The sequence below is a fragment of the Paenibacillus sp. FSL H7-0350 genome, from assembly GCF_038593195.1.
Taxonomy (GTDB): domain Bacteria; phylum Bacillota; class Bacilli; order Paenibacillales; family Paenibacillaceae; genus Paenibacillus_AQ.
Window position 1 is genome coordinate 342,188 of record NZ_CP151972.1, and the last position, 19,943, is coordinate 362,130.

18 protein-coding genes are annotated in these 19,943 nt (G+C 51.3%); 10 read left to right on the top strand and 8 right to left on the bottom strand.

Annotated elements, in window-relative coordinates; translation table 11 throughout:
• Window positions 1-5: 5 nt before the first annotated feature.
• Complete coding sequence (locus tag NYE24_RS01720) at window positions 6-1,307, bottom strand: DUF5050 domain-containing protein (protein WP_036694350.1); 1,302 nt, start codon at window positions 1,305-1,307, stop codon at window positions 6-8.
• 160 nt (window positions 1,308-1,467) lie between these two features.
• Window positions 1,468-2,316: an ornithine carbamoyltransferase gene (locus NYE24_RS01725; RefSeq protein ID WP_051493392.1), complete on the bottom strand. Its 849-nt coding sequence runs from the start codon at window positions 2,314-2,316 to the stop codon at window positions 1,468-1,470.
• 229 nt (window positions 2,317-2,545) lie between these two features.
• On the opposite strand from NYE24_RS01725, the gene NYE24_RS01730 reads away from it, so the two are divergent.
• Complete coding sequence (locus tag NYE24_RS01730) at window positions 2,546-3,469, top strand: helix-turn-helix transcriptional regulator (protein ID WP_342477881.1); 924 nt, start codon at window positions 2,546-2,548, stop codon at window positions 3,467-3,469.
• Between the two features lie 88 nt (window positions 3,470-3,557).
• On the opposite strand, the gene NYE24_RS01735 is transcribed toward NYE24_RS01730, so the two are convergent.
• The 3 genes from NYE24_RS01735 to NYE24_RS01745 are packed head-to-tail and all read right to left on the bottom strand — an operon-like array spanning window position 3,558 to window position 7,135.
• Window positions 3,558-4,697, bottom strand: coding sequence for a toxic anion resistance protein (locus NYE24_RS01735; RefSeq protein WP_342477882.1), 1,140 nt, complete (start codon window positions 4,695-4,697; stop codon window positions 3,558-3,560).
• 26 nt (window positions 4,698-4,723) lie between these two features.
• Window positions 4,724-6,409: a VWA domain-containing protein gene (locus NYE24_RS01740; RefSeq protein WP_036694348.1), complete on the bottom strand. Its 1,686-nt coding sequence runs from the start codon at window positions 6,407-6,409 to the stop codon at window positions 4,724-4,726.
• A gap of 18 nt (window positions 6,410-6,427) precedes the next feature.
• Window positions 6,428-7,135: a hypothetical protein gene (locus NYE24_RS01745; RefSeq protein WP_156949607.1), complete on the bottom strand. Its 708-nt coding sequence runs from the start codon at window positions 7,133-7,135 to the stop codon at window positions 6,428-6,430.
• A gap of 351 nt (window positions 7,136-7,486) precedes the next feature.
• Here NYE24_RS01745 and NYE24_RS01750 point away from each other — a divergent pair, with 351 nt between their 5' ends.
• From NYE24_RS01750 to NYE24_RS01775, 6 genes are all read left to right on the top strand, one after another.
• Window positions 7,487-8,953: a chromosome condensation regulator RCC1 gene (locus tag NYE24_RS01750; protein ID WP_342477883.1), complete on the top strand. Its 1,467-nt coding sequence runs from the start codon at window positions 7,487-7,489 to the stop codon at window positions 8,951-8,953.
• 324 nt (window positions 8,954-9,277) lie between these two features.
• The gene (locus tag NYE24_RS01755) at window positions 9,278-10,240 is read left to right on the top strand and encodes a DMT family transporter (protein ID WP_036694553.1); all 963 of its coding nucleotides are present in this window, start codon (window positions 9,278-9,280) and stop codon (window positions 10,238-10,240) included.
• Between the two features lie 291 nt (window positions 10,241-10,531).
• Window positions 10,532-11,368, top strand: coding sequence for a PRD domain-containing protein (locus NYE24_RS01760; protein WP_036694343.1), 837 nt, complete (start codon window positions 10,532-10,534; stop codon window positions 11,366-11,368).
• A gap of 109 nt (window positions 11,369-11,477) precedes the next feature.
• Entirely contained in the window at window positions 11,478-13,376 is a 1,899-nt protein-coding gene (locus tag NYE24_RS01765) for a beta-glucoside-specific PTS transporter subunit IIABC (protein WP_036694341.1), read from the top strand.
• A gap of 34 nt (window positions 13,377-13,410) precedes the next feature.
• Window positions 13,411-14,880 (top strand): 6-phospho-beta-glucosidase, encoded by a 1,470-nt coding sequence (locus tag NYE24_RS01770; RefSeq protein WP_036694340.1) that lies wholly within the window; start codon window positions 13,411-13,413, stop codon window positions 14,878-14,880.
• Window positions 14,881-14,983: 103 nt separating this feature from the next.
• Entirely contained in the window at window positions 14,984-15,307 is a 324-nt protein-coding gene (locus NYE24_RS01775; protein ID WP_036694339.1) for a hypothetical protein, read from the top strand.
• A gap of 68 nt (window positions 15,308-15,375) precedes the next feature.
• On the opposite strand, the gene NYE24_RS01780 is transcribed toward NYE24_RS01775, so the two are convergent.
• Genes NYE24_RS01780 through NYE24_RS01790 form a run of 3 tightly spaced genes read right to left on the bottom strand, consistent with a single transcriptional unit; the run spans window position 15,376 to window position 16,855 of the window.
• The gene (locus NYE24_RS01780) at window positions 15,376-16,137 is read right to left on the bottom strand and encodes a class I SAM-dependent methyltransferase (RefSeq protein WP_036694338.1); all 762 of its coding nucleotides are present in this window, start codon (window positions 16,135-16,137) and stop codon (window positions 15,376-15,378) included.
• The gene (locus NYE24_RS01785; protein ID WP_076154057.1) at window positions 16,112-16,501 is read right to left on the bottom strand and encodes a cupin domain-containing protein; all 390 of its coding nucleotides are present in this window, start codon (window positions 16,499-16,501) and stop codon (window positions 16,112-16,114) included. Before NYE24_RS01785 ends, NYE24_RS01780 begins: the two co-directional genes overlap by 26 nt.
• A gap of 15 nt (window positions 16,502-16,516) precedes the next feature.
• Window positions 16,517-16,855: a cupin domain-containing protein gene (locus NYE24_RS01790; RefSeq protein WP_036694337.1), complete on the bottom strand. Its 339-nt coding sequence runs from the start codon at window positions 16,853-16,855 to the stop codon at window positions 16,517-16,519.
• Between the two features lie 147 nt (window positions 16,856-17,002).
• On the opposite strand from NYE24_RS01790, the gene NYE24_RS01795 reads away from it, so the two are divergent.
• From NYE24_RS01795 to NYE24_RS01805, 3 genes are all read left to right on the top strand, one after another.
• Entirely contained in the window at window positions 17,003-17,674 is a 672-nt protein-coding gene (locus NYE24_RS01795) for a Crp/Fnr family transcriptional regulator (RefSeq protein ID WP_342477884.1), read from the top strand.
• 109 nt (window positions 17,675-17,783) lie between these two features.
• On the top strand, window positions 17,784-18,083 hold the full coding sequence (locus NYE24_RS01800) for a heme biosynthesis protein HemY (protein WP_036729071.1): 300 nt from the start codon (window positions 17,784-17,786) through the stop codon (window positions 18,081-18,083).
• A 234-nt stretch (window positions 18,084-18,317) separates the two neighbouring features.
• Window positions 18,318-19,907 carry an ABC transporter substrate-binding protein gene (locus NYE24_RS01805; protein WP_327196379.1) on the top strand — a complete coding sequence of 530 codons (1,590 nt, stop codon included), beginning with the start codon at window positions 18,318-18,320 and terminating at the stop codon, window positions 19,905-19,907.
• Window positions 19,908-19,943: the final 36 nt, after the last annotated feature.

Below are 19,943 nucleotides of genomic sequence, written 5' to 3' on the forward strand. Positions count from 1 at the left end.
GTATATTACTTCGCGGAGACCAGTGCTAAGTAGCTAACCGGACCAGTGGACAGCTTGATTTTGGTTTTGCCGTCATTGCTGTACCGGTATAGACAGTCGTTATCCAGACCGTTGATATAATACAAGCCGGGAATATTGTCTGTAATTACAGAGTAATCGGATTCTACACCGCTCAATTTAGTCAAGGATAAATCGGCATTCAGCAAGTAAGCATCGGCTGCGGTGAACAATACGGTGGTAAGCGCCGATCCGTTTCTAACCGTTCGGATATCTTGAATATTCGACAACGGCAGCGGCTTGGAGGAGATAATTTTGCCGTTAGCCAGCGTGCTGATGTAGGCTTTGCCTTTGGAATCTGCATAGACCAGCTTATTCGTGGCAATCTCGCTGATGCTGATCACACTGTTCTGGCTTAGCTGCAGGATCTTCCCGTTCTTATCCATCAGGAAGCCTTTGCCGGTATTATAGTCCAGCTCATCGCCGGTGGCGTCTACTTTAATGCCTTTGTTGAACAGAAAATAATGGTCGGACCAGGTACCGGCAATAGCGGCGTTGGATTCCAACGGATTATTGGGATTGGCTGCTTTGGGAGCTCCACCGCTTAGGGGGAGGGTATAGAGCAACATGGAGTTCAAAGAATACTCGGTTTCGGTGGGCTTGTTGTCAATCATAAGGTTAATAGTTGTAGCGTATGGATGATAAAATTTGCTCTTCTGTATAGCTCCACTGGCAATCCACTGAATGACCCCGCTCCCGTCGCGGGACCTCGAAGCAACCCAGGTAGTGTTGTTCTTCAGTGCATTATAGTAGATCCGCCCGCTTAAGACGTCGAAGGTCCGGAAATTCACATCGGCATTGTCTGCTATCAGGGTAAGCTGTGAATCATCGTCAGCGTCGGCCAAGGTACGGTAGATGTGGCCTGTATCATCAAGGAAGTACAGATAGGGACCGTCGAACAGGTAAAAGAGGATGTTCCGGTCCCCGAGGAAGTTAGTAATTAAAGCATCAGGATCGCTGAGGGACAGACGCTGTATCCCCATAGCGCCATCATAGTAAAAATACAGATATTTGCCGGTCGAGTCTAATCCGTTGCCGTCATAGTTCTCTGCGATCTTCTGTGTCTCACTTCCATCTGTCGTTACACGATATAGAACATCGTTAGAGACATAGTACACATATGATTTCGTAGAAGCAGCCGCTGCTGCCGTGTGTGACTGTCTGCCTCCCCCAACTGTACCGAGTGACGCCAGTAGCAGTACAAGCAGAAGGACGCCTGTTTTTCTGGATAGTAAGTGTAAAGCCTTCATAGTAATTCTCTCCTTCAGCCAATGTGATAAACATACGAACAAATACTGTTCTAATAAGATATCGGAGGAATCGGCAGTTTCAAATATACAGCTTAAGCCCTAAAAGGCTTGCACGAAAGAGAAAATGAACCGTTGCACTGGGACTCATGGTCCGGGTGCATCAATGCGATAAGCAATAGATCAGGATGGCTTGCTGAACATAGATCAGACTTTTCTTGAACCCGAATCCGGCAAAATAAGGCGAAGCAATCACCTCTTCACTGACCTCCTCATTGCGGAAGAAGGGAGGACAGGGGTTCAGGAGCGCCCCGGGTCTTGTCTGCTTCATCCGGTCCAGTGTAATCTGATAAGTGCTGATATACTCCGGGGTCAGGAAATCCTTAGGCAATGAATCGGTAAGAATCACATCGCTCTCCGGTAACACGCTGTCCAGGCTCGTATGAAAGGTATAGCCCGGGTGATTGCCGCTGGCCATCTCATGACCTGGCGTGCATACATGATGGAACGAGAGATTCAGGGCTTGCGCCGCCTCCAGCCAAGTTCTTGATATATTGCCGGGCGGTCCAACGAAGGTGTAGGACAACTCCTGGTAGTTGTCCCGGAGGCTGCGCAGAGCATACAGGTCAGCCAGAATCTCACAGGGGTGATTACGTGCAGTCATCGCATTAATAACGGGAACAGAGGCGTAGGCTGACAACTCCTCCAGTTTGCAAAGGTCAGGTGTTCTGGCAATGATGCCATCCCCCCAGTTCTCCAGGTAGCGGACGATATCGCCCGGCCCTTCTTTCTTGTCGAGCGTCTCCGGCGGAAAGGTAATGCAGGCCCCGCCCAGGTCACGGATGCCTTTCTCGAAGCTGACCCGTGTCCGCAGACTGGTCTCCGGGAAGAAGAGAATCATCGTTTTACCTTCGAGCAGCGGTTCTGATTTTCGGAGACGAAGCCGGTCGGTTAATTCAAAGATATCCAGAATCTGCTCTGAAGTAAGCTGGTTGATATTCAAAAAATGCATCGGTGTATCCCCCGGTAGATGAGAAATCAGCAATAAATGCCGGTTGAATAAATATACAATAATCAGGAATAGTATACAACCCATTTAATGTTAAAAAGTATATTCTACCGGCAGTTGAATCAGAGGGTATGCAGCTATTCAACCAGCAATTGATAGGATTGTATATGCTGAAATGATATGCTGTTTCTGGCAGTGTGCACTGTACATTTTATAATCTCGGAGGGATATCATGCTCGACTTACGTAGAATTGGGGCTTATATATCGCGGCTTCGCAAAGACCAGGACTGGACCCAATTGGAGCTTGCCGATCAACTGAATGTAAGTCATCAGGCGGTATCGAAATGGGAGCGGGGCGACTCGCTGCCGGATATTGGAACACTTCCGCAGGTTGCGGGGTTATTCGGCCTAACCGTAGACGACATTTTGAATGCAGGAGACCACGCAGAGCATAGAGAGCACCCGCATCTGGGACGGATCGTAGAGGAGATCGCAGAGAACAGGCCGGGCCAGATTGCAGAGCTGGTCAATGCCGGTAAGCTGGAGATGGAAGAGCTTGTAGAGGTAGCGCCTTTTGTAAAAGCAAGTGCCCTGAATAAGGTTACAGAGGGCATTGACAGCAGCGTCCTTACGTTAGATGTAATTATGCGGCTGGCCCCGTTCCTGGGTACAGATCTATTGGATGAACTGGTTCATCAGGCTGAAAAGAAAGAAACGGCTTGGAATGTCATTTCCGGACTTGCCCCGTTCGTCAGCAGTGGCACCTTAAGCCTGCTTGTCGATCAAGCAGCAGACGGTTCTAAAGAGGTGAACAATCTTGTGGGCATCGCCCCGTTTCTGGAACGGGAACAGCTGGATCTGTTGGTGCAACAAGCCAGAGGGGACAGCCCCAGCTGGCATTCCATTCAAGGCCTGGCTCCCTTTATTAGCAGGGAAACGTTGGGCCTTCTAGTTGACCGTTTGGCAGACGGTACTGTCGATGCAAATCAGCTCACAGGCCTCGCTCCTTTCCTGGACAGGGGGAAGCTTGGGAAGCTTCTTGGTGAAGTCGAAGCGGAACAGCTTAGCCCTGATCTGCTGGCAAGCCTCGCCCCGTTCATCGATCAAGGGACGTTGAGCAGAATGGTGACAGGCTTACTGAATAAAGAAAAGTAGAGTGCAAAAGGAAAATAGACAGACAAAAAACAGAGCACCGGCGTATTCTCCGCCGTGCTCTGTTTTGCCTTGTATATGGGCAGTGATGCTACAGCCCGAGCGTATTGCCCTTTTCCAGCCGCTGAATCTGCTGTTCGCCGTTATCTGCCAGCTCCTGGAACTGGATAATGGTCTCACGCATCTTAGGGAGCGCCTCCTGCTTGTAGGTGCTGATCGAATCCAGGGCGGAGAGGACGTCGGTGAAGGCCTGCTTCAGCGTATCAACCGAAATGCTGGTTTCGAGCGATTGCTTGTGAATGGCTGCACCCTGCTCCTTAAGCATTCTGGAGGTGCCGCTGATCAGATTGTCGGTGGTCTGGTTCAGTAGCTCGATTTTTTGGAGGACGATCTTCTGGTTGTATAAGGCGCTGGCGACTGTAACCGAAATTTTAAGCGCAGATACCGTAACATTCCTGGCTCTGTCCACTCCACGGATCAGTTCCTTGTTGTTGCGGATGACAACCTCAATAGCCATAATGCCCTGCTGATTGACTACGAGCATCTGCTGCAGATCCATCACCCGCTGGCGCAGCGGGAACAGCACCTCCTCTGTAATGAACCGCACCTTATCCTCGTCTTCACCGCGCTGCTTGGCAGCTTCAATCTGCTTCTCAATCTCCTCGTCCATCAGGATGCCGAGCTGAATCTCCTTCTTAAGCCGCTTGGTCAGCTCCCGCAGGGTCTGCTGTTCAATCTCCAGTGTCGTATTGTCATTCTTCAGCACGGCTTTGCCTTTATCCAGGGATAGAATAATATCTGAGATGACGGCATCAGCCTTTTGATATTTGGCGAAATAATTACGCAGGGGGTGGAAAAACTTGCCGAGAAAGCCGCTTTTGGCGAAATCGACCGCGCTGGGGTCCAGATCCTTGAGCTGCTGGTGCAGCTCGGTTAATCCCTTGGCGACCTGGCCGCCTTCATCCCCGGTCTTGGACAGATTGCCTACCGATACCTGAAGCAGGGAGTTCTTCTCCGACGAGGAGCGCATGGTGCCCATCCCGAAACTGTCAATCGACTGCAGCACAGCCTTGCGTTTCTCCAGAGACTCGAAGTCCAGCTCCAGGATACTGGAGACATTATTAATCGCCTGCTCCTTAAGCTGGGTGACTTCCTCCGGCTCCGGCTGAACCTGCTCCTCGATGACCGATTTCAGCTTCTCGGGGCTGGGAATTTCCATGGTGAATGACATATGAACCCTCCTTCAGAATATAAAGTCTACATTTGCACGTTGAGCAGGTTTCCGATTTTGTATACTACATCCTCTGTGTCGGCGTTGATATTGGCCGCCTCGTTGATGCTCGAGATGCTCTCCAGTGCCTTGATATTGGCGTTATACCCGATGGTATATACCGGAATCTTGTAAGTCTCGATCAGGCCCCGGATATCATCCAGGGAATGGCCTTCGTTGGTCTCCCCGTCGCTAAGCACGAAGATTAGAGGCTTCATGTCCGGGTTCAGCGCCAGCTGATCCTTCAGCATCTTCATCGCAACCACCACGCCGTCGAAGGTAGCCGTGCCGCCCACAGGCTGAAGGCTGTTAATCGCCCCTACGAACATGGACTGCTGATTGGTATCATATTTGCCGATGGGCAGATTGATAGTCACATCACTGGAATAGGACACAAAGCCGATACTGTTGTCCTTGCCGAGGAATTTCTGGCCCTTCAGCAGGGACTCCTTGAGACGGTTCAGCGGCTCACCGGCCATGCTGCCTGAGACATCGGCTACGAACACTGCTGCAATCGGCTTGCTGCCGTTCTTTTTCTCCTTCCAGAGCTTCTGGGCCGAAGAGAGAATGGAGCCGTCAACCGGTGCCAGCTCTGAGACATAGTCGGTCAGGCCGTTGAAGCCCTTGTCCGCAGCCGTCTTCTGGTACTTCTCCTGCTGGACGAATTCGCCGAACTTCTTAATGATCGCCAGCTTCTCCGGCGGCAGCTGCCCGAGTGCATACAGCGGGCTGTCATGTCTTACCCCGAATGGGGTGAACACATAGCCGCTGTTCAAATCCTTCGCTTTGACGAAGGTCTGATACTCAAGCACGAAGGCATCCAGCATGCCGGATTTAGCGGCTTCCCGCATTTGCAGGGTGGTGGAGGCGATGAAGGGCACGTTGGCCTGGAACTTCTCGAAGCCTTGAACCGCCTTGTCTCCCAGCAGATCCGTACTGTCGAAGGTGCTCAGTGCGGTGACCAGGAAATTCAGCCCCGTTGAACTGGCAAAAGGATCGGTGTACCCCATCGCCAGCTCATTAGCCGCAATGGCGTCGGTAATTGTCTTGACGTTGATTGAGCCGTATTTGTCGACCAGCTGATCGTATTTCTGCTTGCTCATTACTACTCCGGCTACGTTGCCGGTCAGACGCTTCGTAACCAATTCGGCCTGCACGTCACTGGCCTTGACCATCTCGCCCCATAGCTCATTAGAGGGAGTGTAGGCGTCAGGCACATATTTGCCGGACCGGATATAATCAGCGGCTGTGCCGGAAGCAATGTTGCGGATTTTGACTGAGGCCGGCTTGCCGTCTATTGTAATACCGGCAGCGTTGAAATCTGCGGCGACCTCATTCAGCCAGCCGTCATTGCCTGTTCCGGACTTCTCCGTGGAGGAGAAAATCTCGACGAAGCTGTCCGTGGTGCTCTCTACGGAGATGGGGAACTTGGAGATATCGGGCAACGAATCGCCGATGGACGACGGATCAAGATCGATCTGTCCTTTTACAGGCTCAGCACTGGTCACGTTGATATCCTTATAGATGCGGTTCAGTCTTTTGTCGGCGTCTTCGGCAGAGATTTCTGTCTTGGATTTGCCCAGATTGGACGTTAAGGTAATTCCGAAGTAGACGAGTGCGAAGACGGATGCGGCGATAATGCCGAGTATGAACAGTGTTTTGCCTTTCCTCATAGGTTCATCTCCCTTTCCTTACTGATAGAGTTTCGTCTGCCCGATCAGGGCGGTCAATTCCTGCATGCATGGCATTTCTTCCACATTGGTATAATCTGCGCTGCCCAGCTCGGTAATCTCCAGCAGCAGCTGATCCAGCTTCAGCAGAATTTCCTCATTGGCCCCGAGGCAGCCTTTGACATAGGAGAGATATTCGTTATATAGCGCGGTTTTCTTCTGAATCAGGGAGCTGGAGAACCGGGTGGAAGCGTTACCGGCACTGAATCTGGCGAACTCCGAGGGATCGAACACACTGAGCTTGCCCAGCAGCCCCCGGATATTCAAATAAAAGAGCTTCTCGACCTCCATAATGACAGAATGAAACTTGCGGAAGCTGAGCTCAGCCGGATCGAACCTGCGGCCCAGCACCTGGAGCAGTGCGGTCTTCTTCTTCTCAATCCGCTCGATCTGGTCCAAGGCGAGGGAGATATCCTCCTTCAGCACCTTCACATTCCGGTGACGGCCGAGGCCGGCAATGTAATCCTCCCGCGTCTCTAATTGCACGCTGGCAGGCTTGGCAGCCGGGGGTTTGAAGAGCAAGGTGTAACTGCCATATAGGACGACCAGCAGACTGATGATTAACAGGGTTACTGCCGATGCCGTTTCCAGCGGACTTCCGCCTATCTCGACACCGAGCAGGCCGGGAGAGAGAACGATGACATTTAAGATTACAACTCCGGCAATCATGCCGAGGAGCTTAACGGGCCCGGATCTGTTCAGGATCTACACCTCCTCCATAGTAGTATATTTGGGGATAGCAGCTTGAATCACATGAAATAGGTTGGAATGAAGGCTATTACAGACTGGTACGTAGCGAAACTTGTCTATGTTTCAAATTTTTACGATCCCGCCGGATTGAGGACGGGTCTTGACCATATGTAAGGCTCCTTTCGAATGATCTGCTGAATTGAGTTATATTTTATCATAATTTGGGAGAGTAGGGTCTGTGTTTGTTATTGTTCATTGCTAATAAATGGAACATAATAGGAGGGGGAAAGAATCTATGCGAATAGAGTATTTTACAAGGGGGACAAGCCGTTGTTTTTTCGTAAATCAGTTCTGCTCCTTATATCACTGCTGATAGTATCCTTAGGTCTGCCTGCTGGCAGTGAGGCTGCTGCCGGGGGGATAAGAGCGGTAAGTGTGTCCGGCGGCTCTGCGCATGGAATAGCGGCCTGGAGTGACGGGACCGTAACCGGCTGGGGAGACAATAAGTTCGGTCAAGTCGGGGACGGTACAAGTATTAATCAGTACATTCCGAGGCATGTGGAAGGTCTAAGCGGGATCGTTCAGGTGGCAGCAGCGGGAAGCGTATCCTTTGCGCTCAGTAAGGATGGAGAGGTGTGGGGGTGGGGCCGGGACTACAGCAGCTATATACAGAATGACCCCCAACTGCGGGATCAAAAACGGGGAGGTCCTGTGAAGCTGGAAGGTCTGCAGGAGGTAGCCTCTATCACTACAAATGGTAATCTTGGCATCGCTGTGAAAAAAGACGGAACGGCTACACTGTGGTACCCGTCCTACGATCAGCCTGGCGTGCTGCCGGTGCAGATTCGCTATTTAGCACTCAAGGCAGTCACGGGGGTCAGATCCGCGCTAATTAACGGTAACGATGCGTTGTTTCTTACTAAAGAGGGCAGTGTGAAGCAGATGAGTATCGTTAACACAGTGTATAACCGTATCCGCTTGGAGAGTGATCCGGTCAGTGTAGCTACGATTGCTTCAGCCTCAATAACCGGTATGGCTGTTACACAAGGTGAGCTGTTCCTGCTGCGCAGTGACGGCCAAGTCTTGCGCTGGAACAAGGGGCTTAAAGCACCGTCTGCCGTTACTGGCCTTAATAATGTCTACAAGCTGGATACCGGCTTCTACCGGCTGTTTGCCTTGAAGAGAAACGGTACACTTTGGCAATGGAACTATAATTCTGGAGCACTGGCTAAGCCGTATCAGATAAAAAAGGGAAATCAAATCAGCAATATTTGGGGAAGCAGTGGAACCTTTGGTTTTGCTCAGCACAAGGATGGGACGCTTCTAGGCTGGGGCGATGGCTTCGACGCGGGACTTGCGACCGGGAAGGGGGCAGCAGTCAAGGATGAAGATGGATATATCCTGGCACCGGTCCAGCCGCCGCTAATGTTCTTCGTCAACGGTGAGCCGTTCTCATTCTACGGCACGGCCTCCATCAAGGATGGCAAGCTGTATGTACCGCAGAACAGTGTATTCAAGGCTCTTGGCGTGAAGGTAAGCATGAGCACATCCAACCCTGATCCGAAATTATATTATTATCACTTCACGGTTTGGTCTTTCGTATACGGTAAGAATACCGTTCAGGTAAAGTTCAGCGATCCACTCGAATTATTTATCAATGGCAAGAAATCAGACCGCGAATTTATAATGAACAGTCTGCCGGATTCAGCACAATTCCCGCTGGCGACAATATGTGATCTTCTCGGAATTGGCTTAGAGTGGAATAAAAGTACGGGTGAAGTCAGGTTGGAGAATTGATTAATAGCGGGCTGCATTCCCTGAGTTTCAAATTTAAAAGAATTAAGGCTTGACGTCAGCTCACTTGGCGTGTAACATATGAACAGTCGTCAACCAGGCAATTATTCATAACTCAATATTGTTCTCGTATAACCTCGCAGCCATTCAGATGTCACAGGGCGAGGGTTTCTACAGGAAGCCTACTCTTCCTAACTACGATGATAAGGACCATGAACCAGCGGTCCCTGTCCCGGAGTTAGGATTTTTTGCGTCTCTGCGGTCCTTGACCTTGACGCAGCATGATTCAGATCAGAAGATTCAGGAGGCATAATCAGAATGAAAGATATGAAATATTTAATCTCCGTACTTGTAGGCGCTATGAGCTACGGCATTTTATCAACGATTGTTGTATTGGCTTACGGGCAGGGTTACAAGCTGGGAGAGGTGGTCGGCACCCAGCTCTTAACCGGCTGTATTCTAGCTTGGCTGCTTGCGTTATATACCAAGCTCAGAGCGAACCGCAAAGAGCGCAGCACAGCGGACGTTGCGGCGCCCGCCAAGGCCGTTCCCACCCGGCTGACCTGGAAGCATAGAATGCTCTTGATGATGGCTGGTGCGCCAACCGTGGTTACAGGTCTGCTGTACTACCAGTCGCTCCGGTATATTCCGGCTTCGCTGGCGATTATCCTGCTGTTCCAGTTCACCTGGATCAGTGTGCTGATTCAGGCGGTAAGCAAACGTCAACGCCCTGACAAAATCACGGTGCTGACGCTGATCCTGCTGTTCGGCGGCACCCTGCTGGCCGCAGGTATTCTGAATCAGGGAGCTGCCGAGTTTAACCTGCTTGGGTTGGTGCTCGGGTTGCTATCGGCAGTAAGCTATTCGATGTTCATTATCTTCAGCGGCAAAGCCGTTCCTTCGGCTCATCCGGCCTACCGGAGTGCCTGGATGGTCACTGGCGGTCTGCTGCTGCTGTGCATTCTGTTCCCGCCGTACTTCCTGTTTAACGGGTTACTGTGGGGTCAACTGCTGCTGTTCGGCTTCCTGCTGGGCTTGTTCGGCGCCTTCATCCCGCCGCTGCTGTTCGCCATCGGGGTTCCGCATATCGGCGGCGGCATGGCCGGTATTCTGGGCGCCGTAGAACTGCCCGTTGCCGTCTTAATGTCTTCGTTCGTATTGGAAGAGCATGTAAGTCTTCTGCAATGGACCGGAGTGGTGCTGGTGCTGCTGGGTGTGGTATTGCCGGAGCTGTATAAGCTGCGGTGGGGAAATGGAAATGCCCAGGCCGTGAGTTCCTCATCGGTCTGAGTTCAGGCAGAATAGAAGAAGAGGAGTGTTCCCTGTGAATAGGGGACACTCTTTTTCTTACAGGTTCAGTTATTTGTAAGCGCAAACATTTTTGTTGCCAAAAGTGAAATTCAGTGCTATTCTGAATTTGGGATTGTTACTGCAAAGGCAAAACCCAAAACATGGTCACGTGTTTTGGGTTTTGCCTTTCTTTATGTTAAGGCCCTGCGGGACGCCGTAAGGAAGCCTTGACCCGTCTAACATCCTGTAAGCAGTGCCAAATGAAATTCGGGGTAAAGGAGGGCAGCTTGGTTGATTATCGAGAAGATTTTCAATAACAATGCCATTATTGCCAAGGATTCAGGTAAGGATGAATTGGTTGTTATGGGACGCGGCATCGGCTTCAAGAAGAGCCCGGGTGATCCAGTGGATGTCTCTCTGATCGAGAAGACATTTGTGCTGAAGCGAAATGACGCGTCCGAGAAATTCAAGGCCTTAATGGCGGACGCTCCCGCCGAATATGTGGCCTTAAGCTATGACATTATCGAGTATGCCAAGCAGACGCTGAAGGCCCGGCTGAGCGATTATATCTATGTGACCTTGACGGATCATTTGACTCATGCCCTAAGGCTTCATGAGCAGGGTATCCGCAATGACAATCCGCTTCTCTGGGAGATTCAGCGCTGTTATCCGAGGGAGTACGCGATCGGGCATCATGCCATGGGGATGATTGAGCAGTATACCCGTATCCGATTGCCGGAGGATGAGGCAGGCAATATTGCACTCCACCTGATTAATGCGCAAATGAACAGCTCGGGCAACAAGATTGCGGATCTTACCAGGCAGACCCAGCAGATTGATGACATCCTCAATATTGTTAAATATTCCTATAACAACGAAATTGATGAGCGTACCGTCAGCTACGAACGGTTCATCACCCATCTGCGGTATTTCTTCCAGCGCTCACGCAACCAGGAGTCTGAGGAGTCCGTGGACGATTTTCTGCTCAAGCAGGTGAAGATGAAATACAGGAAGGCCCATCACTGTGTGCTCAAAATTGAGAAGTATCTGGACCTGAAGCTCCTGGATGAAGAAATCCTGTATCTAACGATTCACATTCAGCGGGTAACGCAAAGACAAACTGAATAAAACCACTTGGATTGTTACTGGTCATGCAGGCGAAACCAAATCAGGCAGGAAGCTGCCGGGATGGTTTCGCCTTTTGCTTATCATTCATCAGGAAACGGGAGGATTTACTATGAAATATGAGGCACTAGCCAAGGATATTATCAAGCATGTCGGCGGCAAGGAGAATATCAACGGACTCAGTCACTGCGTGACCCGTCTGCGCTTCAAGCTGAAGAATGAGGCGGCGGCGAATACAGATGTGCTGAAGAACATGGATGGAATTGTAACGGTCATTCAGAGCGGTGGCCAGTATCAGGTCGTGATCGGTAATCACGTATCTGAGGTCTATGCCCAGGTGATGACCGCGGGCGGATTACAGGAAGGCGGATCAGAGACAGCCTCCGGTGAGAAAATGGGTCTGTTCAACAGCTTCATCGACATGATCTCCGGCGTATTCTCGCCGACCCTTGGCGTACTGGCTGCAACCGGGATGATCAAGGGTTTCACCGCCCTGTTCCTGACCGTGGGACTCCTTACCAAGGAGTCGGGGACTTACCAGATTCTGAATGCGCTCGGGGATTGCCTGTTCTACTTCTTCCCGATCTTCCTTGGATATACCTCGGCCAAGAAATTCGGGGCCAATATCTTTATCGGGATGGCGATAGGCGCTACGCTGGTGTACCCGTCCTTCGGCAGCATCACGGCGGCGGGCGAACCGCTGTACACGCTTTTTAGCGGAACGATCTTTGAATCGCCTGTGTACATTACCTTCCTGGGGATTCCGGTCATTCTGATGTCCTATACCTCCAGTGTCATTCCGATCATCATCTCGACTTATATTGGCTCCAAGCTGGAAGCCTTCTTCCGAAAAGTAACGCCGAGTGTGGTACGCACCTTCCTCGTCCCGTTCTTCACCCTGCTGGTCACCGTTCCGCTGGCGCTGATTGCCATCGGTCCGGTCTCCACTTGGGCCGGACAGCTGCTGGGGCAGGGAACCTTGTTCCTCTACAACCTCAGTCCGGTTATTGAGGGGCTGCTGGTAGGCGCATTCTGGCAGGTCTTCGTTATCTTCGGGCTGCACTGGGGTCTGGTGCCGATTGCCCTCAATAACATGGCTGTACTGAAATCCGATCCAATTCTGGCAGCTTCATTCGGCGCTTCGTTTGCCCAGACCGGTGCAGTGCTGGCGATTATGCTGCGGACCAAGAACGCCAAGCTGAAGTCATTGTCGATTCCGGCTATTATCTCAGGGATCTTCGGAGTTACGGAGCCTGCCATTTACGGCATTACGCTGCCGCGCAAGAAGCCGTTCATCTTAAGCTGCGTCGCGGCGGCGGTCGGCGGCGGTATCGTCGGTCTGATGGGCACCAAGGGCTATATTCTCGGCGGTCTGGGGATCTTCGGTATCCCAAGCTACATCAGCCCGGACGGGATGGATAAAGGCTTCTATGGCGCGATTGCTGCCATTGTGATCAGCTTCATTCTCGGGTTCATTCTCGTCTTCTTCTCCGGGTTCAAGGATGAGGAAACGGCTGACAGTAAGAGCGGCGGGACTGCCCGGAGCAATCTGGTGAAGCAGGAGACGGTGGGAAGTCCGCTGAAGGGCCAGGTCAGAGCCTTGTCGGAGCTGACGGACGAAGCCTTCTCTACAGGCGCAATGGGTAAAGGCATAGCGATTGAACCGCTGGAAGGCAAGGTGTACTCTCCGGTTGACGGGGTACTGACCACCTTGTTCGCCTCTGGCCATGCAATCGGCATTACTAGTGATAACGGGGTCGATATTCTGATTCATGTCGGCAAGGACACGGTCAAATTGAAAGGCAAACACTTCACCCCCCGGGCCAAGCAAGGCGATACCGTCACCAAAGGCCAGCTGCTCATGGAGTTCGATGTTGCTGCGATCAGAGAGGCTGGCTATACGCTGACCACGCCGGTGATCATCTCCAATTCCGGTGAGTATCTAGATGTCATTGAGACGGACAAGAAGAGTGTCGATTACCGGGAGAATCTGCTGACCGTCATGATTTAACTGATATTCTAATCTAATCTGAGGAGGAATTATTATGAATAAGAACGTAGATGTGAGCAACAGAAGTTTTCCGGATAATTTCCTGTGGGGCGGCGCAACGGCTGCGAATCAGCTCGAAGGCGGGTTCGATGCGGGTGGCAAGGGGTTAAGCACGGCGGATGTCATGACCGCCGGGACGCATACGGTCTCCCGGAGAATTACTCCAGTGCTGGAAGCCGGAGCTAATTATCCGAGCCATGAAGCGGTTGATTTCTATCACCGGTACGAGGAGGATATCGCGCTGTTCGCCGAAATGGGCTTCAAGGTGTTCCGCATGTCTATCGCCTGGTCGCGGATCTTCCCGAATGGGGATGATGCCGCGCCAAGCGAAGAAGGGCTGCAGTTCTATGACCGGGTATTTGACGAGCTGGCCAAGCACGGGATTGAACCGCTGGTGACGATCTCCCATTATGAAGCGCCTTACCATCTGGCTGAAGCCTATAACGGATGGGCGGACCGCAGAACAATTGATTTCTACGTCCGTTACTGCGAGGTGATCTTTAACCGGTATAAGCACAAAGTGAAGTACTGGCTGACCTTCAATGAGATCAACATCCTTACGATGCCGTTCGGGACCTTCATGGCCGGGGCGATGAAGCCGGAGGGAAGTGCCGAGCTGACGGCATCCGCGCAAACCGACAATGAGCAGCTAAGATACCAGGCGCTCCATCACCAGTTCATCGCCAGTGCCAGAGCCGTGAAGCTGGGACATGAGATCCATAAGGATTTTCAGATCGGTTGTATGATTGCCTACATGTGCTCTTACCCGCTGACCTGTAATCCCGAGGATGTGCTTCTGGCCCAGCAAAAGGATAATCTGAGTAATTTCCTCTGCTCCGATGTCCAGGTAAGAGGGGCTTATCCGGGCTTCGCGCTGCGATACTTCCGGGAAAAGCAGATTGAGCTGCAGATGGAGGAAGGTGACGAGCAGATTCTTAAGGAAGGCTGCGTGGACTTCTACACCTTCAGCTACTATTCATCCACCTGCGTGAGCGCAGCTCCGGATCAGGAGTCGATTGGCGGCAATATGTCGCTGGGTCTGAAGAACCCGTATCTGCAGGCAAGTGCGTGGGAATGGCAGATTGACCCGCAAGGCCTGCGGTGGGCTCTGAATAATATCTACAACCGTTACGGACTGCCAATGATGGTTGTGGAGAACGGCCTTGGTGCAGTGGATACTGTAGAAGCAGATGGTTCAATCAAGGACGATTACCGGATCGAATATCTGAGGGAACATGTCGGGGCGATGGGGGAGGCGGTGGCTGACGGCGTGGATTTAATCGGATATACCTCCTGGGGCTGCATCGATCTGGTCAGTGCAGGCACCGGAGAGATGAAGAAGCGCTACGGCTTCATTTATGTGGATAAGGATAACGAAGGCAAGGGGACGCTGGACCGGTCCCGCAAAGACAGCTTTTTCTGGTATCAAAGGGTAATCGCCAGTAACGGAGCTGAGCTGGAGTAATCCGCGACTGCCGGAAGCTCACTTTTTACAAATAGTTGTCTGCTGTTTCAGTCTGCGGTCCCTATGGTATATGATAATTAATAAACATTAAAGGGGATTTCCTATGATCATAAAAGGGATCGAGAACATGGACGGCGGCAATATAATGAGCCAGATTCAGCAAGGCGGCAAATTCGTGATCTACACGTATTGCTTCTCTGTTGTCCTGATGACATTCAGACGCAGCTCTAACATCTATTTCATCAGGGCGGGCGAGGGCTCCGTCAAAAAAGGATTGAAGTACAGCCTGCTGACCTTCTTTGTAGGCTGGTGGGGGATTCCCTGGGGGCCGATCTATTCCATCGGTGCGTTCATTACCAACTTCAAGGGCGGCAAGGATGTCACCAATGAAGTGTTAGCCGCTCTTTCAAATCAGAACGCTTCATAATAGATGTACACATACGAGAAGCTGTCCCGCATGCCGTGCAATAGGGCTGATTGGGACAGCTTCTTGTGTTAATCATTTTTGCTGCTGCATACTGCGATATAATTCAGATCCTTGCCTGCGGTGTTGAAGAAGGTATACATTTTCTTGAACTGCGCGCGGTTTTCCTTTTTGAGAGCATTCTTGAAAATACGCAGCGTACCGGCCACCCCTTCATCCCGGATCATCCCCTTAATGCTCATCAGCGACATCGTTCCGGTTGCATGCTCAACCTGCTTGAAGCCGGTCGTGTTGAACAGCCCCTCCCAGTCTGCTACAGGCAGCGGTTCTACGTTCACATGAATAGTCTTCCGCAGCTCTGCCAGCTCCTCCGCCATATTCTCCTTTGCAAAAGTGATGTCATGCGTAAGCAGCACGCCGCCCGGCTTCAGGACACGGAAGTATTCAGCTACCGCTTTTTGCTTCGCCGTCTGGTTCAACATCGTCAGCATGGCTTCATTAATGACAACATCGAAGCTGTTATCTTCAAAAGGGAGCTTCATCGCATTCGCTTGTCTGACGCTAATATACCCCTCCAGCTTCGCGTCTCTGATGTTCTGCTCCGCCTTCGCAAGCGCCCTGGGGTCCATATCAATTCCGGTAATCTGGCACTGGTACTCCCGCGCAAGCTGGATAGAGGTAGTGCACATGTTACAGGCTACTTCCAGTACCCGGCTGTCCTTACTTAGCTTCGCGTGCCGGATTAACCAGTTCGTAGCAGCGACACCGCCGGGACGAAGCCGCTTTTTACCGAGCTTGGCGAGGAAATTATGACCGACTTCCTTTTTCAACATGCCTCAATCCCTTCTTCTCAGGCTTCACGACGATCAACAGCATTTGGAATGCTTCTGTTGCATATAATGCATGGGGAATATTGGCGGGTAAAATAAGGGTCTCCCCAGCGCGCACTGAATAGGGCTTGTCGTCAATCGTGATCCGTGCTTCGCCTGACAGAATGTTGACCATGGCATCGCCGGGAGAGGAATGTCCGCCGATCGATGAACCTGTATCTACAGAGATCAGTGTCATGGCAAGGTTTTGGCGCTGGACCAAGGTCAGGCTGGATACCTGCTCCTGCTCGACAGTGATGATTTTGCGCAGATCCATGACTTCCGCTTGCGGGAGTCTTTTAATAAATTGCTCTTGTTCTTGTTCCATACGGTTACCTCCAGGTTAAATGCTAATTTGCAGGAATTTGCAGCTGCTCTGTGCATTGAACTCATGCCAGGTGCCAGCCAGCACGACGACTGCTGCTCCGGCGGTTAATACACAGGAGTGGTCAGCGATAAGCATATGCAGCTCCCCCTCCAGAACGTGAATGATCTTGGATTTGGGCGAGGTCTCCGAGCTGATGGATTCGCCGGTGTCCATGCCGTACAGCACCCAATCCGGGGCTTCCGCAGAGGTGGCAGCTCCTTCAGGGAAGTGAAGTGTTCTGCTGGAAATCTGATAGGGCCGGATGCTGATCATGTGATTGAAATGAACTACCATTCCTTCCTTGATTTCACTCATAATGTCCTCCTGTATATTGCTTGATGCGTAACTTTTGCTATAATGAGAGAAAAGATGAGAATCGTTCTCATTTATTGAATTGTAGCAGAGTTTCTAAGATGACTCTGTTGCCATGGCAACAGGAGGCGGATAAATTTGCAGCAATATATGAACAAAATTCAAAATACAGTCCTGTTCAAAGGATTCCGGGGCAGCGAAGTGCAGCAGGCCCTCGGTTGTCTGCAGGGGACGATTAAGGATTTCGCCAGGAAGGATTTCATCTTCAAGCAAGAGGAATACCTGGAGGCGGCGGGCATCATTCTGGAGGGAAATGTCCTGCTCTGCAAGGAGAACAGCTCCGGCGCGCGCTTCATCTTCTCAGAGCTTGCGGACGGGGAGATTATCGGGGAGACAGCGCTTCGTCAGGAGCAGGAGCCCAGCGGCTATGAAGCGATAGCCGGGTCGGAATGCCGGATTCTGTTCATCCGGATGAACAATATTATCCGTCCGGGGCAAACGACCTGCATTCTTCGCGGCCGGATTATTGAGAATATGCTGGCACTACTGCTGGAGAATAACCGCTCGATGTATCAGAAGCTTGATCTGGTCTCGCACAAATCGCTGCGGGAGCGGATCATTCACTATCTGAGTATTCAGGCCCGCAAAAACAATTCGCCCGCCTTCGAGATCCCGTTCAGCAGAAGTGACCTGGCGGATTATCTGACGGTGGATAGAAGCGCCTTATCCCGGGAGCTGCAGCGGATGGCGCGGGACGGGCTGATCCGGTTCACGCGGAATCAATTTGAGCTGCTTGCGGTAGACTATGAGCTGAGGTGGTGATGTGTAGTATCCTTACTTGAATAACCACTTAATTATCTATAGCACCTTATAATATGTTATAATGAATTTCTGATTTCATACTACTAAGCAGAATAGAGGTCGCCAAAGGATGAAAGTAAAAATTAACCGCAATGCAGCTAAAGTTCTAAAAGATATGCTGAACAGCCCGGAAGCGGAAGGCAAGAAAATCCGTGTGGTCATTACTCAGAATCATGGAGATCACGGACACTATGATGTAGCACTTGATACACCTACTGAGCACGATGAAGTGGTGGCTACAGATAAGGATATCGAGATTCTGCTGGATACCCGCGAACCGCTGCTCGACGGTGTCTGGATTCAGTATTTCTATGTACCGCAGGAAGGCTTCTTCATCACCAATCCATCCACCGGATTCCTGGAGAAATAAGCAGAAGATTACTATCATCTGTGTTGCCTTAGGGGCGGCACTGTCTGAATCAGCCTCACCCGGCTGGTCAGACGGTGCCGTCTTTTTTTCAGGGTTAGCATATTATGTTATCCCGCCCTAAAAGTCGTTGCAAAAGTATGTATAATCGTTGATCGCCTATATTAGCGGGGCGCGGATTTTTTATTATACTGTTCTTGTAAGCGATTACACACATATAGCTGGGGGGAAATTCTAGTGAATAAGAAAAAAGCAATGACACTGATGTCCAGTATCCTGATGATCTCTCTGCTTAGCGCGTGCGGAGGCGGTAACGGCAATGCCGGTGGAAACGCAGCGGAGCCGAAGGCCTCAGCCGCAGCAACGGAAGCTGCAGGAACAAACGCACAGCCAGCCAAGGATGCGGGTGCAGTGGATACATCCCAGCCTGTTACCCTGAAGATGATCTTCGTAGGTCCGAAGCCGGTTGATTATGATCAGGTATTCGGAGAGATCAATAAGAAGCTGAAGGAGAAAATCAACGCCACACTGGAAGCCGAGTTCCTGGACTGGTCCGACTGGGCGCAGAAATATCCGCTTAAGCTGGCGGCTAACGAGGACTTCGATCTGATCTATGCTGCCAATTGGGCAGGCTATAACGACCAGGCACTCAAAGGCGGGTTCCTGGAGCTGACAAACGAGATGCTGGAGAAATATGCACCGATGACCTGGAAGGCGATGCCTGAAGTAGCATGGGGTCAGGCGAAGGTGAACGGCAAGCTGTATATGGTGCCTCAGAACCGCGGCGAAACCGTAGAGAAGCTGATTCTGTACCGCGAAGACCTGCGCAAAAAATATAACCTGCCGGAGATCAACAGCCCGGAGGCGTACGCCAACTATCTCAAGACTATATCCGGGAAAGAGAAGGGGATGACCCCATTCGTACCGGAGACCGGAGACTGGAAGCTGCATAATCTGGACCGGATCCTGCTGAAGCAACAGAATGAATGGAATCTGTTCGACCTCGATCTGCCGATGGGCTTCAAGCTGGATGATCCGGCTGGCAAAGTGTTCAACTTATATGAGACTCCTGAATTCAAGGAGCTTGTCTACTATTATAAAGATCTGGCCGAGAATAACGCCTGGTCAAAGAGCGCACTGAACAGCAAGCTGGATCATCAGCAGGAATTCAAGGCAGGTAAGGCAGCCTCCATCACCCACAATCTGGGTACGCTTGGCGCCTTGATGACCGATATGCGGGAGAAGAACTCCCCGTATGAGCTGGCTCTGGCCGATATTAACCCGGATAAGAAAAAATCCGTTGCTGTTTCTACGCAGAACGGCGTAGCGATTCACTCCACCTCCAAGCAGCCGGAACGTGCACTGATGATGATCGATTTGCTCCAGAACGACAAGGAGCTGCATGATCTTATGATGAACGGCATCACGGCGGTGCATTATAATCCGGTCGGCGAAGATAAATTCACGAACGCCGAGAAGAATGCCAACTACACCGGCTTCTCGAACTGGGGCTTCAACTCGCCGCTGAACCGGGATAATGCTTCCTTCCCGGATGAAGCGAACGCCCTGACTGACAAATGGGAGAAGGAAGTCTATCACTATCCGCTGGAGACCTTCGTCTTCGATAACAGCAAGGTGAAGACAGAAGTAGCCAACGTCGGTAATGTGATGCTGCAATACGGCATTCCGCTGGAATACGGAACGGTGAAGGATGTAGATGCGGGTCTGGCTAAGCTCCAGCAGCAGGTTAAGTCTGCCGGTATCGATACCATCATCGCAGAGGTGCAGCGTCAGATTGATGAATTCCTGGCGAACTCAGCCCAATAAGCCTGACAACTCCGTTACACCCGATACGCACAATAT